The 14,580-nt window shown below is 63.9% G+C and carries 16 protein-coding genes; 6 read left to right on the top strand and 10 right to left on the bottom strand.

The window, feature by feature from the left end; genetic code table 11:
* Positions 1 to 19 precede the first annotated feature (19 nt).
* Genes ACLBXN_RS08305 through surE form a run of 4 tightly spaced genes read right to left on the bottom strand, consistent with a single transcriptional unit; the run spans position 20 to position 3,531 of the window.
* Positions 20 to 1,078, bottom strand: coding sequence for an RluA family pseudouridine synthase (locus ACLBXN_RS08305; protein WP_447611799.1), 1,059 nt, complete (start codon positions 1,076 to 1,078; stop codon positions 20 to 22).
* 2 nt (positions 1,079 to 1,080) lie between these two features.
* Positions 1,081 to 1,950, bottom strand: coding sequence for a peptidoglycan DD-metalloendopeptidase family protein (locus ACLBXN_RS08300; RefSeq protein WP_447611798.1), 870 nt, complete (start codon positions 1,948 to 1,950; stop codon positions 1,081 to 1,083).
* 13 nt (positions 1,951 to 1,963) lie between these two features.
* The gene (locus tag ACLBXN_RS08295; RefSeq protein WP_034376608.1) at positions 1,964 to 2,749 is read right to left on the bottom strand and encodes a protein-L-isoaspartate(D-aspartate) O-methyltransferase; all 786 of its coding nucleotides are present in this window, start codon (positions 2,747 to 2,749) and stop codon (positions 1,964 to 1,966) included.
* Positions 2,746 to 3,531, bottom strand: coding sequence for a 5'/3'-nucleotidase SurE (gene surE / locus ACLBXN_RS08290; protein ID WP_447611797.1), 786 nt, complete (start codon positions 3,529 to 3,531; stop codon positions 2,746 to 2,748). The genes ACLBXN_RS08295 and surE overlap by 4 nt, the downstream gene beginning before the upstream one ends.
* Before the next feature lie 123 nt (positions 3,532 to 3,654).
* Here surE and ACLBXN_RS08285 point away from each other — a divergent pair, with 123 nt between their 5' ends.
* The 3 genes from ACLBXN_RS08285 to ACLBXN_RS08275 all read left to right on the top strand — a co-directional run bounded on the left by ACLBXN_RS08285 (position 3,655) and on the right by ACLBXN_RS08275 (position 8,019).
* Positions 3,655 to 4,632: an NADPH:quinone oxidoreductase family protein gene (locus ACLBXN_RS08285; protein ID WP_043005454.1), complete on the top strand. Its 978-nt coding sequence runs from the start codon at positions 3,655 to 3,657 to the stop codon at positions 4,630 to 4,632.
* Positions 4,633 to 4,718: 86 nt separating this feature from the next.
* Positions 4,719 to 6,326, top strand: coding sequence for an alkaline phosphatase D family protein (locus ACLBXN_RS08280; protein WP_447611796.1), 1,608 nt, complete (start codon positions 4,719 to 4,721; stop codon positions 6,324 to 6,326).
* Between the two features lie 22 nt (positions 6,327 to 6,348).
* A complete protein-coding gene (locus tag ACLBXN_RS08275) occupies positions 6,349 to 8,019 on the top strand; it encodes a phospholipase D family protein (RefSeq protein ID WP_447611795.1) in 1,671 nt (556 codons plus the stop codon).
* Position 8,020: 1 nt separating this feature from the next.
* On the opposite strand, the gene ACLBXN_RS08270 is transcribed toward ACLBXN_RS08275, so the two are convergent.
* The gene (locus ACLBXN_RS08270) at positions 8,021 to 9,400 is read right to left on the bottom strand and encodes an NAD(P)/FAD-dependent oxidoreductase (protein WP_407713664.1); all 1,380 of its coding nucleotides are present in this window, start codon (positions 9,398 to 9,400) and stop codon (positions 8,021 to 8,023) included.
* Between the two features lie 386 nt (positions 9,401 to 9,786).
* On the opposite strand from ACLBXN_RS08270, the gene ACLBXN_RS08265 reads away from it, so the two are divergent.
* The 3 genes from ACLBXN_RS08265 to ACLBXN_RS08255 all read left to right on the top strand — a co-directional run bounded on the left by ACLBXN_RS08265 (position 9,787) and on the right by ACLBXN_RS08255 (position 11,327).
* On the top strand, positions 9,787 to 10,050 hold the full coding sequence (locus tag ACLBXN_RS08265; protein ID WP_407713665.1) for a ParD-like family protein: 264 nt from the start codon (positions 9,787 to 9,789) through the stop codon (positions 10,048 to 10,050).
* Positions 10,047 to 10,853, top strand: a complete 807-nt coding sequence (gene map, locus ACLBXN_RS08260; RefSeq protein WP_447611794.1) for a type I methionyl aminopeptidase — start codon at positions 10,047 to 10,049, stop codon at positions 10,851 to 10,853. Before ACLBXN_RS08265 ends, map begins: the two co-directional genes overlap by 4 nt.
* Positions 10,854 to 10,994: 141 nt before the next feature.
* Positions 10,995 to 11,327 (top strand): DMT family transporter, encoded by a 333-nt coding sequence (locus tag ACLBXN_RS08255; protein ID WP_043005486.1) that lies wholly within the window; start codon positions 10,995 to 10,997, stop codon positions 11,325 to 11,327.
* On the opposite strand, the gene ACLBXN_RS08250 is transcribed toward ACLBXN_RS08255, so the two are convergent.
* The 5 genes from ACLBXN_RS08250 to ACLBXN_RS08230 all read right to left on the bottom strand — a co-directional run bounded on the left by ACLBXN_RS08250 (position 11,321) and on the right by ACLBXN_RS08230 (position 14,458).
* Entirely contained in the window at positions 11,321 to 12,013 is a 693-nt protein-coding gene (locus ACLBXN_RS08250; protein WP_043005460.1) for an alpha/beta hydrolase, read from the bottom strand. The two genes, ACLBXN_RS08255 and ACLBXN_RS08250, sit on opposite strands and share 7 nt — an antisense overlap.
* Before the next feature lie 196 nt (positions 12,014 to 12,209).
* Complete coding sequence (arfB, locus tag ACLBXN_RS08245; RefSeq protein WP_447611793.1) at positions 12,210 to 12,620, bottom strand: alternative ribosome rescue aminoacyl-tRNA hydrolase ArfB; 411 nt, start codon at positions 12,618 to 12,620, stop codon at positions 12,210 to 12,212.
* On the bottom strand, positions 12,617 to 13,555 hold the full coding sequence (locus ACLBXN_RS08240) for an alpha/beta fold hydrolase (protein WP_447611792.1): 939 nt from the start codon (positions 13,553 to 13,555) through the stop codon (positions 12,617 to 12,619). The genes arfB and ACLBXN_RS08240 overlap by 4 nt, the downstream gene beginning before the upstream one ends.
* The gene (gene aroQ, locus ACLBXN_RS08235) at positions 13,549 to 13,992 is read right to left on the bottom strand and encodes a type II 3-dehydroquinate dehydratase (RefSeq protein ID WP_447611791.1); all 444 of its coding nucleotides are present in this window, start codon (positions 13,990 to 13,992) and stop codon (positions 13,549 to 13,551) included. Before aroQ ends, ACLBXN_RS08240 begins: the two co-directional genes overlap by 7 nt.
* 133 nt (positions 13,993 to 14,125) lie before the next feature.
* Positions 14,126 to 14,458, bottom strand: coding sequence for a hypothetical protein (locus ACLBXN_RS08230; RefSeq protein WP_043005464.1), 333 nt, complete (start codon positions 14,456 to 14,458; stop codon positions 14,126 to 14,128).
* Between the last annotated feature and the right edge of the window lie 122 nt (positions 14,459 to 14,580).

Raw genomic sequence — 14,580 nt, 5'->3', positions numbered from 1 at the left:
GATGCCATGCGAGTGATGGTCAGAGGCTTTCCGGCAGATTGTAACGCAGACCCCATAAATCCAGTGCACCGGCCATGTCTTGTGGCAGCGGTGCATGGTGGACCAGCGGCTTTTTCGTCACCGGGTGCTCGAAGACCAGTCTGAAGGCATGCAGCGCCTGGCGCTCCAGCCCTCCCTCGGGCTGACCTCCATACAGCGTATCGGCTATCAGCGGATGGCCGAGCGAAGCCATGTGCACCCGGATCTGGTGTGTGCGACCGGTGTGCAGCGTGCAGCGCACTAGGCTGTGCGCTGCATCGCCATCGAGCAGATCGAAGTCGGTACGTGCCTGCTTGCCGGGATGCAGATTCAGATCCACCACCGCCATGCGCAGGCGGTTGCGCGGGTCACGACCGATCGGCGCATCAACCTCGCGGCGCTTGCGGCTGCCCCATTGCTTGTGGGCAAGCGCCAGATACTGGCGGCTTACCTCCCGAGCAGCAATCATCTTGATGAGCGCATCCATGGTGCTGCGATTGCGCGCCACCACCATCAAGCCGCTGGTGTCCTTGTCCAGCCGGTGAACAATGCCTGCACGCGGCACCTGGCGTGCTTTTTCGTCACGCGCCAGCAGGCCGTTGAGCAGTGTGCCGGTCCAGTTGCCGGGCGCCGGATGCACCACCAGACCCGCAGGCTTGTTGATGACCAGCAGATCCTCGTCCTCATAGACCACCTGCAGATCCATGGCCTCAGGCTGAAAGGCCATGCTCTGCTGGGTGGGCCGCATTTCCACGCGCAGACGGTCACCCACGGCTACCTTGACCGAAGGCTTGAGCAGAACCTTGCCGTTGAGCGTGACCGCACCGTCGGCCAGCAACTGCTGCAGATAGCTGCGCGAGAACTCGGACACTCCCAGCGCCAGCACCTTGTCCACACGCTGACCATGATGCTCGGCGGCGACTGTGAGTTCGCGGTTCTCGACCTCGGCCGAGGCAATGCCGTCTTCGGCTGCCTCGTCCCAGCTCTGCTCGACCGCGTCAGAAGGCACAAGCCCCTGCGGAGCAGGGGCTTGTGCGGCTTGCTTGCGTTGCGAGGCCATGCTCAACGCGAGGGCAGATAGCGAGAAGGATCGACAGGCTTGCCCTGGCGACGCACCTCGAAGTGCAGCTTGACGCGATCGGCATCGGTGCTGCCCATCTCAGCGATCTTCTGACCCTTCTTCACGGCCTGATCTTCCTTGACCAGCAGCGACTGGTTGTGGGCGTAGGCGGTCAGATAGGTGTTGTTGTGCTTGAGGATGATGAGGTTGCCATAGCCACGCAGGCCGGCACCGGCATACACCACACGACCATCGGCCGCAGCCAGCACGGGATCTCCGGCCTTGCCGCTGATGTCGTAGCCCTTGTTGCGCTGCTCGTCAAAGCCGGCAATCAGCGAGCCGCTGGCGGGCCAGATGAAGTTCACATCATCGGCACCCTTGGCAACAGGCGCGGGGCTGGTTGCTGGTGTGGCCGGTGTAGCAGGCACGGGCGTTGCGGTTGCCGCCGGGGGAGTCACGGGCGTGGTCGTCGCTGCGGTGCTGCCACCACCCACGACCACGGGCGCGACACCGCGGCCCGAGCCGGACGATGCGGCGGGCGTGTCACGTCCGGGCGGCACCACGCGCACCACCTGACCGACTTCAATCACGTTGGGATTGTCCAGATTGCTCCAGCGAGCAATGTCCTTCCAGCTCTGGCCGTGCTCCAGACCAATCCTGATCAGAGTGTCGCCAGGCTTGATGGTGTAGTAACCGGGTTTGCCGGCATTTTCAGCGCCGGGCAGCGACTTGACGTCCACAGTTGAAGACGAGGAGGCCGACTGTCCGCGGTCCTCCACAGGAGCCCTGTTTGCCTGGGCAGCACAACCGGCCAGGATGACACCTGCCAGCACGGCCATTCCCCATGCACCAAGACTTCGCGATACCAACATAAGCTATTCCCTTCTAGGCGATCCCCGATTTTAGAGGGACAAAGTTGACTGCTTCCAAAACTGTCTGAGTAAAACCGTGTGAACTCTTGTCAATCACCAACAGTGCCTGCTTACCGGCGCCAACCACTACCGGAGCCACCAGACGTCCGCCCACAGCCAGCTGGTCGCACCACTCCTGCGGCACCACGTCACCGCCGGCAGCGGAGATGATGCCCGCATAGGGCGCGCCACTGGCAAAACCCACCATGCCGTCTCCGAGGATCAGATGCACATTGGACAGGCGCATGGGACGCAGATGGCTGCGTGCCTTCTCGTGCAGGCCGCGCAGCCGCTCTATCGAATAAACCTCTTTGGTGAGCATGGACAGCACCGCGGCCTGATAGCCACAACCGGTGCCGATTTCCAGCACGCGCCCTTGCCCGTTGCGAGCCGCATCGGAGTCGAGCAGCAGCTCGATCATGCGGGCCACGATGCTGGGCTTGGAGATGGTCTGACCCAGGCCGATAGGCAGACTGGTGTCTTCATAGGCCTGGTTGACCAGAGCACTGTCGACAAAGCGGTGGCGCTCCACCGTGGCCATGGCTTGCAGCACGGCGGGATTGCTGACGCCGGCCGCACCGATGCGCTGGGCCATGCGGGAGCGCACCGTGGAGGAATCCAGCCCCACCCCCACGGGCGAAGCGGCCACACGCAAGGGATTGATGGGCTTGGGAGCAACGGGCGGCCGCGCCGCACTGGTGCCTGTCTGCACGGAACGTGCAATCCAGCCCGGCACCTGAGGCGGACGACGCTCGCTCACGATACCGCCGTCGGTGGTGTGGACGAACCTGCCAGCTTGCTGGCTGTCTGCGCCCAGTAGCCCAGGTTTTCATGATCGGTGAGATCGACCTTGAGCGGCGTCATGGACACATGGCCATGGGCCGTGGCATGAAAATCCGTGCCTTCGGAATCATCCTTGGCAGCGCCGGCGCTGCCGATCCAGTACATGGTCTCGCCGCGCGGACTTTGCTGTTGAATGGCCTGCTCGGCCGCATGGCGGCGCCCCAGGCGGCACAGCTTGACGCTTTTGAGCGCATCCAGCGGCATATTGGGAATGTTCACATTGAGCAGCCACGGCAAGACACCAATCAGTTGCTGGGACTGCATCTCCTGGACCATCTGACGCGCCGTGGCGGCCGCCGCTTCCAGCTCGGCCCAGCCTTTGTCCACCTGCGAGAAGGCAATCGACGGAATGCCGAACAGATAGCCTTCCATGGCCGCCCCCACGGTGCCCGAGTAAATCGTGTCGTCGCCCATGTTGGCGCCGTTGTTGATGCCCGAGACCACCAGATCGGGCCGGTAGCCCAGCAAGCCGGTCAGCGCGATATGCACGCAGTCTGCAGGCGTGCCGTTCACGTAGCGAAAGCCGTTATAGGCCTGGTGCACATACAGCGGCGCGTTCAGCGTCAACGCATTGGACTTGGCGCTGTTGTTGTGCTCGGGCGCCACCACTTCGACGTCTGCCACGGTGCGCAGCGCATCGTGCAAAGCCACGATGCCTGGGGCCTGGAAGCCGTCGTCATTGCAAATAAGAATCTTCATGGATGAGGCGGATTGTAGGCGGCTCCAAGGTCACGACAGAGACACGCGGCATTCGCACCACACTTCTATCATCTGCGAGCCGATTCCCCCCAATCTCACCTCAAGAAGATCAGGAGACAAGATATGCACGCATGGCTTTGCACCACCCCCACCGGCGTCGAGACCCTGAAATGGACCGAGCAGCCCACACCACAGCCAGGCCCGGGCCAGGTGCTGCTGGAAGTCAAGGCAGCCAGCCTGAACTTTCCCGATCTGCTGATCGTGCAGAACAAATACCAGATCAAGCCGGCCCTGCCCTTTGTGCCGGGCTCGGAATATGCCGGCGTGGTGCAGGCCGTGGGCGAAGGCGTCAAACATCTCAAGGTGGGCCAGCATGTGGCCTGTCTTTCGGGCACGGGCGGGTTCGCCACGCATACGCTGGCACCAGCCGCCATGTGCATGCCGCTTCCGGTCGACTTCCCCTTTGTCGATGCCGCCGCCTTCATCATGACCTATGCCACCTCCCACCATGCGCTGATCGACCGCGGTCAGCTCAAGGCCGGCGAGACCGTGCTCGTGCTGGGCGCCGCGGGCGGCGTTGGCACGGCAGCCATACAGATCGCCAAGGCGGCCGGCGCACGGGTGATTGCAGCGGCCTCCACCGACGAGAAATGTGCGCTGTGCAAGGCGCAAGGTGCGGACGTCACCATCAACTACAGCCAGGGTGATCTGCGGGAAGCCATCAAGGCCGCGACCGACGGCAAGGGTCCCGACGTGATCTACGATCCCGTGGGCGGCGAGTTTGCCGAGCCGGCCTTCCGCTCCATTGCCTGGCGCGGCCGCTATCTGATCATCGGCTTTGCCTCCGGCCCCATCCCCTCGCTGCCGCTGAACCTGCCTCTGCTCAAGGGCGCTTCCCTGGTCGGCGTGTTCTGGGGCGACTTCGCCAAGCGCGAGCCTCAGAACAATGCAGCCATGATGCAGGAGCTGTCTCAATGGTGGGCCCAGGGCAGGATCAAGCCCGTGATCGACCGCACCATGCCCATGAGCGAGCTCTTCGCCGCCTATGAGCGCATGGGCTCGCGCCAGGTACAGGGCAAGCTGGTGCTGGTCAACGCGTAAAGCTGCGGTAAACCGCGGCGATGCCTGTGGAGTCGGGGAGATACTTCCAGCCACTGGCTACAAAAACCCCACACCACAGCATCGCCATGTTTTCTCGTCTTTACACGCCCGCGCCGGAGCGCCGGCGCTTTCTGATTGCCTCCAGCCTTGCCACGGCCGTGGGCGCCCTGCCAGCCTGGGCCCGTGCCACGGAATCGCTGGCCCACAACCCGTTCACCCTGGGGGTGGCCAGCGGCGACCCGGAGCCCGACAACATCCTGATCTGGACGCGGCTGACAGCACCTCTGGACTATCTGGGCACAGCGGCCGCCCCTGACCTGGCAGCACAGACCGTGCATTGGGAAGTGGCCCATGATGCCCAATTCCGCCAGACCGTGGCCCATGGGCAGACCCAGGCCAGTGGCGAATGGGGCCATGCCATCCATGTGCAGGTCAACGGCCTGAGCCCTGACCGCTGGTATTTCTACCGTTTCCGCTGTGGCGACGCCTTCAGCACCACCGCACGCTGCCGCACCGCCCCGGCGGCCGGAGCCGATGTGCGCAGGCTGCGCCTGGCCGTGGCCTCCTGCCAGCGCTGGGAGCATGGCTTCTACAGCGCCTGGGCCGATGCCGCGCAGGCCTCGCCCGATCTGGTGCTGTTTCTCGGCGACTACATCTATGAATATGCGCAACCGGCCAAGCCCGATGGACTGGCCCGTGCGCAGCCGCTGCGTACTGCCCAGACCTTGCAGGACTACCGGGACCGCTATGCACTGCACAAGAGCGACCCCCATCTGCAGGCCGCCCATGCCGTGTGCAACTGGTCTGTCATCTGGGACGATCACGAGGTTGAAAACGACTATGTGGCCCAGTACGGGCGCGGGGACAGCACTCACTTTCTGGCTAGGCGCATGGCGGCCTGGCAGGCTTTTTACGAAAACATGCCACTGCGTGACAACGCTTTGCAGCGCAACTTTCAAGGCCTGGCGCTGTACCGCAGTCTGCAGTGGGGCAAGCTCGCCAGACTGCATCTGCTGGACGGCCGCCAGTACCGCGATCTGCAGGCCTGCCGCCCCGAGGGCAAGGCCAGCACGGGCACCGTGGACCCGGCCGAATGCCCTGCCCTGCAAGATCCGGGGCGCAGCTTTCTGGGCTGGGACCAGGAGCGCTGGCTGGCCCGGCAGTTGCAGGATGATGCTCGCCAGAGGGCCGAGGCCACCCGCTGGAGCACCGTGGTGCAGACCACCTTGTTCGCGGCCCGCAGGCATCCCAATGGCCGGCAGTCAACCGACAGCTGGGACGGCTACCCTCAGGCCCGCCAGCGCCTGGTGCGCCAGATTGCCGAGAGCCAGCCACGCAACAGCGTGCTCCTCGGCGGAGACATTCACCAGAACTATGTCTGCGCCATTGCAGCCCAGGCCGATCAGGCTCCGGACAAGGCCAATCCGGTGATTGCCAGCGAATTCTGCGGCACCTCCATCAGCTCGCACAGCGGCACGACACAGGCCAGGGTCGACGCCATCGTGGCCCACAACCCCCAAGTGGTTTTCGCACGCTGCGAGGAGCGCGGCTACAGCCTCGTGGAGATCACGCCGCAGTCCATGACCACGGAGCTGCGCGCCGTGAGCAACCCGCTCCAGGCCGACAGCAATCTCTACACGCTGGCACGCTTTGTGGTGGAGGATCGCCGCGCCGGCCCAGTGAAGATCGCCTGATGCGCTGCGGCATACTCGGGTCATGCAAAACACACAGGCCTCGAGACCCGAAATTCCCCTGTGGCGCGGCACGGCGGCAACCCTGCTGATTGCAGGATTGCTTGCAGGCTGCGGCCTGCCGCCCATGCCGGATCGCACTGCCACACAGGCGCTGAGTGCCGAACAGGCCCTGCAAACCCGGCTCGGCCAGGCTCTCGAGCCGCTGCAGCAGGCGCATCCGGGGCAAAGCGGCATTCACATGCTGGCCGATGCCCATGACGCCTATGCTGCCCGCGCCCTGCTGGCCCGAGCCGCGCAGCGCACCCTCGATGTGCAGTACTACATCTGGCGCAACGACACCACAGGCCATCTGCTGCTCGACGAGCTGCTGCTTGCGGCAGACCGCGGCGTGCGTGTGCGCCTGCTGCTTGACGATGGCGGCACCGGCGGCATGGACGCCATGCTGGCAGCTCTGGACCAGCATCCGCAGATCGAGGTGAGGCTGTTCAATCCCTTCGCTGTGCGCACACCCAAGGTGATCGGCTATGTGACGGACTTCGCGCGCACCCAGCGGCGCATGCACAACAAGAGCTACACGGCCGACTCCACCGCCACCATCGTTGGCGGACGCAATATCGGTGACGAGTACTTTGCCGCCTCCGATGGCGTGCTGTTCGCCGACCTCGATGTGGTGGCCACAGGCTCGGTGGTGAGTGAGGTGGCAGCGGAATTCGACCGTTACTGGAACAGTCCCTCCGCTTACCCGGCAGCCAGCCTGCTGCCCGCCATGCCGCAGCAGGCCGTGGACAAAGTCTATGCAGGCCTGCACGCCGATGTGAATCGCCCGGAGTCCCAGGCCTATGTGCAGGCCGTAAGCCGCAGCCGCTTCAGCACCGACTTGCTGGCGGGTCGACTGCCGCTGCAATGGGCCGAGACCACCCTGGTCAGCGACGACCCGGCCAAGGTCCTGCGCGAAGCAGCGCCCGAGGACCTGCTGCTGTCCCAGCTCCAGCCGGTGATTGGCAAGCCGCAGCAGTTGCTGGAAGTGGTGTCACCCTATTTCGTGCCTACCCAGGCCGGGGTCGACGCCTTTGGACTCCTGCGCCAGCAAGGGGTGCGGGTGCGCATTCTGACCAACAGCCTGGAGGCGACCGATGTGGCCGTGGTGCATGCGGGCTACGAGAAATACCGCAAGCCGCTGCTGAAGATGGGCGTGGAACTCTACGAGATGCGCCGCCAGATCGATCTGCGCAGCCAGCCCGTAGCCACCGGGCCGGACAAGGCGCCAAGGAGCGAGCCTGCCGAAAAGGCTCCCAAGCGCGAAGCCCCGTCACCTGCCGCGCTGAGCGGCAGCTCCGCCACAACAGGCAGCTCCGGTGCCAGCCTGCATGCCAAAACCTTTGCAGTCGACGGCAAGCAGCTCTTTGTCGGCTCCTTCAACTTTGATCCGCGCTCGGCCATGCTCAATACCGAAATGGGCGTGGTCATCCAAGACCCGGCCCTGAGCCAGCAGGTCAGCACCAGCCTGGATCAGCATCTGCCGCGCATGGCCTACAAGGTGCAGCTGGACGCGCAGGGCCGGCTGAGCTGGACGGGCCAGAATCCGCAGCCGCCCCATGAAACCCAGGTTTTCAGTGCGGACCCCGGCACCAGCTGGTGGCAACGCTTCATGGTGCGGGTTCTGAGCTGGCTGCCCATCGAAGGGCTTTTGTAGCTCAGTCCAGACGGATGGAGGGACGCAGCCGCGCATTCATCAGATCGATCAGCCACAGCAGGCCGCCGCGCCAGAAGCCGTAAAGCCGCGCCTGATGCGAGCGGTACAGCATGATGTGGCTGAGCATGGCCATGCGGCCACGGATCACGCCGCCGTTGAACAGGCCGAACTTTCCAAGCGAGCCATAGGCGTCGTAATGCGCAAGGGACACCAAGGCGCCAAAGTCGCGGTAGGCGAAGCCCACGGGTTTGGCGCCGGGACGCTCCAGCACATGGGGCAGGGTCTCGATCAGATAGCGGGCCTGCTGGTGGGCCACCTGGGCTGTGGGAGGCAGGGCCTCCTGCTTGCCCGGCAAGGTATAGCTGGCGCAGTCGCCCAGGGCATAGATATCGGGGTCGCTGGTCTGCATCTCGTCATTGACCAGCAGCTGATTGCTGCGCGTGGTCTGCAGACCCAGCTGCATCAGGAATTCCGGCGCCTTGACCCCGGCTGCCCAGACACGCAGGCTGGCGGGAATCAACTCGCCATTGGCCAGCTCGAACCCCTGCTCGGTCGCACGGCTGACGCGGCCGCCGACGATCACGGAAACGCCCAGGGCCTGCAGCCGCACTCGCGTGGCTTCGGAGATTTCTTCGGGAAAGCTGGGCAGCAAGCGCGAGCCTGCCTCTATCAGCACGATGCGGAACTTGGCCGCCTCACCCAATGCGCCGTAGGCCGTGGCACTTTCTGCAAGCTGGACCAGCTCTGCCGCCAACTCAACCCCCGTGGCACCGCCGCCCACGATGGCGACCTGCAACTGCTCCCCGCTGGTCATGCAGCGCACCATGCGCAGCCGGATTTCCTGGTTGAAGGCATCGGCCTTGCGCCGCGAGTCGATCATGAAGCAATGCTCATGCACGCCGGGCGTGCCGAAGTCGTTGGCGCCGCTGCCCACCGCAATCACCAGCTTGTCATAGGCAAGACGCCGACCCGCTACCAGTTCGCGGCCATCGGGTGCATAGATGGGGGCCAGCAGAATTTCTCGCGCATCGCGGTCCAGGCCACACATCTCACCGGGCTGGTAGGCAAAGTCGGCATCAGTGGCCTGGGCAAGATAAGTGGTCTGCTGCTGAGCCAAGTCGCGGGTGCCGGCGGCAATCGTGTGCAGCATGGGCTTCCAGACATGGGCGGAGTCGCTGTCCACCAGCGTCACCGTGTCAATGCTCTCGCTCTTGAGCTTGCCCAGGGCAGTGGCCACCTCCAGCCCCGCCACACCACCGCCCACGACCACGATGCGGGCCCGGTGTCCATCGTGTGGAGGCTGAGGCTTTCGAGCTTGCGGCTCCTGGGATTCGGTGACGGGCTGCTCGCCCTGCTCTGCTTGATTGACTGCGTTTTCCATGAACGACCCTGACTCTGCGTCTGTTGTAACCGGACGCCAGAACATCTCAAGATGTCTGGCACGCATTGATTGTTCTTCAATTTTTATAGCAGGAAACTCAATATGGACAAGGCAAATAATGATGATATATATCTTTTATAAGACTTGAGCAGCATGGACGCAAGCCTGGCTTTAAAAGCTTTCAGTTTTCTGAACGCCCCAAGCTACAAGCAATGCCAATCAAGCGTGGCGCGCTATCAACTTCTTGAGCACCATGTCATTCGGAAGGGGCTTGAAACCCTGTGCGACGAACTGCGCCTGTCAAGCAGCGGCAAAACCGCTGCTTCAACCATGCAATTTGAGTTTGTCAATATACGAAACGTATACCAGCCTTATGATGCTCGGCCATGGGAATCGTCAAAATTTCAGACCAGTTGCACGACCAGATTCGTGTCTCCAGCGCGGCCCTCGGCCGCTCCATCAATGCCCAGGCCGAGCACTGGCTGCGTGTAGGCCAGTTGGCCGAGCATCACCCCCAGCTCAATTACGAAGGCATCTGCGCCCTGCTGCTGCAGCAAGCCAAGCGCGAGCTGCAGCCTGTCAGCGCGCATGAAGCCGACGCCGTCGTGCGCCGCCCTCGTCCAGTGCGCCTGGTGGGAGGCATGCAATGAAGCGCGGCAAGCAGAAAGTCGTGCCCATTCATGACGCGACCGACATCTACCTCTCGCGCAAGGCCGGCGGCCTGGCCGCCAAGGTGCTGGCCATGCTCACGCCCCATGTGCAGCCCGGCGTGAGCACCGAGGAGCTGGACAAGATCTGTCACGACTACATCGTCAACGAGCTGAAATGCACGCCCACCAATGTGGGCTATTACGGTTTTCCCAAGACCGTGTGCACTTCCGTCAACCACGTGGTCTGTCATGGCATCCCCGATGCCAAGCAAGTCCTCAAGGACGGAGACATCATCAATGTCGACGTCGCAGTGACCACACCCGAAGGCTGGATCGGCGACACCAGCCGCATGTACTACGTGGGCCAGCCAAGCAATCTGGCCAGGCGCCTGGTCAGTACCACCTATGAGGCCCTGGTGGCCGGCATCCGCGCCGTCAGGCCCGGAGCCACGCTGGGGGATGTGGGCCATGCCATCCAGACCGTGGCCCAGCGCGAGCGCTTTTCCATCGTGCGCGAGTACTGCGGTCACGGCATCGGCAAGGTCTATCACGACGAGCCTCAGGTGCTGCACTACGGCACGCCGGGGCAGGGACTGGTGCTGCAGCCCGGCATGATCTTCACCATCGAGCCCATGCTCAACGCAGGCAAGGCCGCCACACGCGAACTGTCTGACGGCTGGACCGTGATCACCAACGACAAATCGCTGTCCGCCCAGTGGGAGCATATGGTGCTGGTGACGGAGACCGGGTTCGAGGTGCTGACGCCCTGGCCCGAGGGTACCGGCGAGTACCCCGCCATCTGATCCGGCGTGCCCTGGGGTTGCACATTGCCCCAGGCGATGTGCGCACAGCCGCCGGATTTTGGCAATAACGGCCAGAAGCCGCCCGGGGTCTTGGAGCTGGCCTGGAAACAGTCCGGCTCCTGCCGCACTACAGTGCCCGGGATGACAAATTACCTGTATCTGGGCCTGGCCATCATCTGCGAGGTGATTGCCACCTCCTTCCTCGCCAGGTCGGACGGCTTCTCCAAGCTCGGCCCCACCGCTGTTGCCCTGGTGGGCTATGCGATTTCTTTCTATCTGCTGTCGCTGACGCTGCGCACCGTTCCCACGGGCGTGGCTTATGCGATCTGGTCCGGTGTGGGCATCGTGCTGGTCTCAGCCGTCGCCTATTTCTGGCAAGGCCAGAAGCTCGATGCCCCCGCCCTGGCCGGCATGGCCATGATTGTGGGCGGCGTGCTGGTGATCAATCTGTTTTCAAAGACTGCCGGTCACTGATCGCCTTCGCTTCCGAAGTCATCCACTGACTGCGTCAGATCCTGCAGCCACTGCATACTGGCACGCAGCTCCTCGGGCCGGATCTCATGGGCGCCCGGATACTCGTGATAGCTCAGCTGCAAAGGCAAGGAGGCCAGGCGGTCACGCACGGCATGAGCGCTGGTCAGCGGAATCACATTGTCATAAGTGCCGTGGCTGACCCAGGCCGACTTGCCCTCAAAGGCGGCAGCGGGCGCGTGCAGCGACGCGATCTCGGGCAACAGACGGCTGTGCCAGACCAGTGCGGCACGCAAGGTCTGGGGCTGCGTGAGCAGCTGGCTCAGGCTCATGATGCCCCCCTGGCTGAAGCCTCCCAGCACCACCCGCTCGGGCGGGATATCCAGTTGCTGCGCGGCCTGCTCCACCGTCTGCTGCAGCAAGATGCGCGCCTGCTGCTCCTGCGGCACATTGATATGGCGCGTGCCATCGGCATCCACGGTGAACTGGAACCAAGCGTAGGCGCCCATACCCATGGCAAAGGGCGCGCGCAGACTGAGCACATGAAACTGCGGCGGCACATAGGGCACCAGGCCGAACAGGTCCTGCTCATTGCTGCCCACGCCATGCATGAGCACCAGCAGCCAGGCAGGCCGGCCGGCGGCAAGCTGCGCGGGCCGCTCCAGATAAGTCAAAGGCAATGTGCTCATGGATAACTCCCGAAGGCAGCACGGAATTTGATAGGGAAACAGGCTGTAGCGCCTTTGCATTCTGCGACTGCAGCTATCAAAACAATATAGCGCAGACCCGCAGCCGGCTGAGGTGGCAGCCCGTATCCCGATGGAGCCAGCACAGGCTTTTTGATACAACTGAGCGGCCTGAGCGTCGCTTTGCCGCTACACAAGCTCAGTCATGCACCTTGCCGCGCAAGGCCTTGATGCCGGAGCGCAGGCTTTTGCCCTGCAAACGTCTTTGCTGCGAGCCCCAGGTCGGCTTGGTGGGTTTGCGCGGACGTGGCGGCCTGGCAACCGTGGCCACCAGCGCATTGAGGCGCTGCAGTGCATCCCACAGATTGTGTTCCTGGGTCCGGTATTTTTGCGCCTTGATGACCACCACCCCATCGGTGGTGATGCGCGAATCGCCCAGCGCCAGCAGGCGTTGCTGCACATCGGACGGCAGACGCGAGGCCCGGATGTCAAAGCGCAGATGCACGGCGCTGGCCACCTTGTTCACATTCTGGCCGCCCGGGCCTTGAGAGCGCACAGCGCTCCATTGCACATCGGACTCGGTCAGCTCAAGGGCGGCAGCATTGCTCACGGCAGAACCTCCAGCAGCGCGGCGCAGAATGCGGTCGGGTCCTCGTGCTGGGCCCAATGGCCCACGCCTCGCATCACCTGCCAGTCCAGTGCCCCCAGGCACTGGCGCTGCATCAGCAGTTGCAGCTCGGCCAGGCAGCCCGCATACAGCGGGTCATGCTCGCCATAGATCGCCGCCACCGGCACTTTGATACGGGTCAGAGCCCGGGCCAGCACATCGGTGCGCGACAGTCGTCTGCGCGGCAGCCGGTCACGAGCCACATTGAGTGCATGCAGCGCCAGCGTCTCCTCATCGATCAGCGCCGCGTCATGCAGCATAAGGGCCGCGATATTGTGGCGATGGGCCTGCATCTGCGCTTCCAGACCCGGCAGATGCCGCCAGCCCAGCAGACGCACGCTGCGTCCCTCGGTCATTCCCATGCCGGGAGCACCGACCACCACCAGCTTGCGGACCAGCTCCGGATGCTCGGCGGCCAGCAGACCGGCGGTCATGCCGCCAAAGGAGAAACCGACCAGATCGCAGACAGGGCCCGCACCGGCATTGCCCAGCAGTTGCCGGATGCCATGGGCCAGAGGCTCCAGCATGGTGTCCACATCCATGCCGCCGGGCACGCCATCGGATTCGCCAAAACCCGGCAGATCGGCCAGCCACAGGCTGTAGCCCGCCTCGGTCAGCGGCTCAATCACGCGCAACCAATGCGTCCAGCTGCCGCTGCCGCCATGCAGCAGCACCAGCGGCAAGTCACGCTGCGCCACCCCGGCCGGGGGCTGCCAGCCATGCCAGACCATCGAGCCGCTGTCGGCGGCTTCGCAAAGTCGGGTCTGCACGCGCTGCGCCGTGGCCTGCAGCCGGGCAATCGCTGGCGGTACGTCGACACCCAGCTCCTGCGAGACCTGGTCCAGGGAGCTGGCGGCTTCAACCGCCGATGTCACCACTGCGCCACCGCATCGATGGCCAGGCCGTAACCAGCCACGCCAAAACCGCACATCACGGCACGCGCCGTGGCTGACAGATAGGAATGATGGCGAAAGCTTTCGCGCGCATGGACATTGCTGATGTGCAGTTCCACCAGCGGCACGGCCGTGCCCTTGACGGCATCGAGAATCGCCACACTGGTATGGGTATAGGCTGCGGCGTTCATGATCAGGGCCTGCAACTCCCCCTTGGCGTGCAGCCGGCCTGCCTCGTGAATCCAGTCCACCAGCTCGCCCTCATGGTTGCTCTGACGGAACTCAAGCTTCAGGCCATGGCGCAGGCAAGCTTCCTCGCAGAGCTTCTGGACATCGGCCAGCGTGGCCGAGCCATAGATGGCAGGTTCGCGCATGCCCAGCAGATTGAGATTCGGGCCATTGAGGACATAGACGGTTTTCACGGAAGCACTCTCCTGATTTTTGAGGACTGCCCCGGATTATGCGAGCGCGGCACCCGGCCTGCAGACATAAAAAACGGCTGCCTGAGCAGCCGTCTGTGGTGCAGAGTCTTTCAAGGCTCTGCCATCGATGCCATCAACGATAGTGATGATGGTGATGACCACGCCAGCGCGGGCCGCCACCGTAGTAGATCGGGCCGGGCACGACCATCACGGGTGCGGGACGATACACGGGCGGCGGCGGCGCATAGTAGACCGGTGCCGGAGGCGCATAGTAGACGGGGCGTGGCGGCATATAGACCGGAGCCGGTGCCACATAGGGCGTGGCGTAAACGGGAGCGCCGACACCCACAGCCACGCCGGGCACGCCGATGCCGACCGACAGGCTGACGCCGCCATGCGCCTGGGCGCCTGCAGCAGCCATCAGGCCTGCCACAACGATAGAGCCAGCGGCAAGCAGCTTGGCCATGCGGGGGGAAGTTGTTCTGGACATCACAATCTCTCCTCTGTTTATGAGTCACCGAGGGCAAGCCTGCAGATCTGTGCAGCGCCTTCGGCCCTTGGGGATATAACGTTTCAGAGTCCCGTCAG

The sequence above is a fragment of the Comamonas sp. C24C genome (assembly GCF_053345995.1).
Note: the sequence above shows the minus strand (reverse complement) of the source record. Positions and strands in the feature narration are given on the sequence as shown.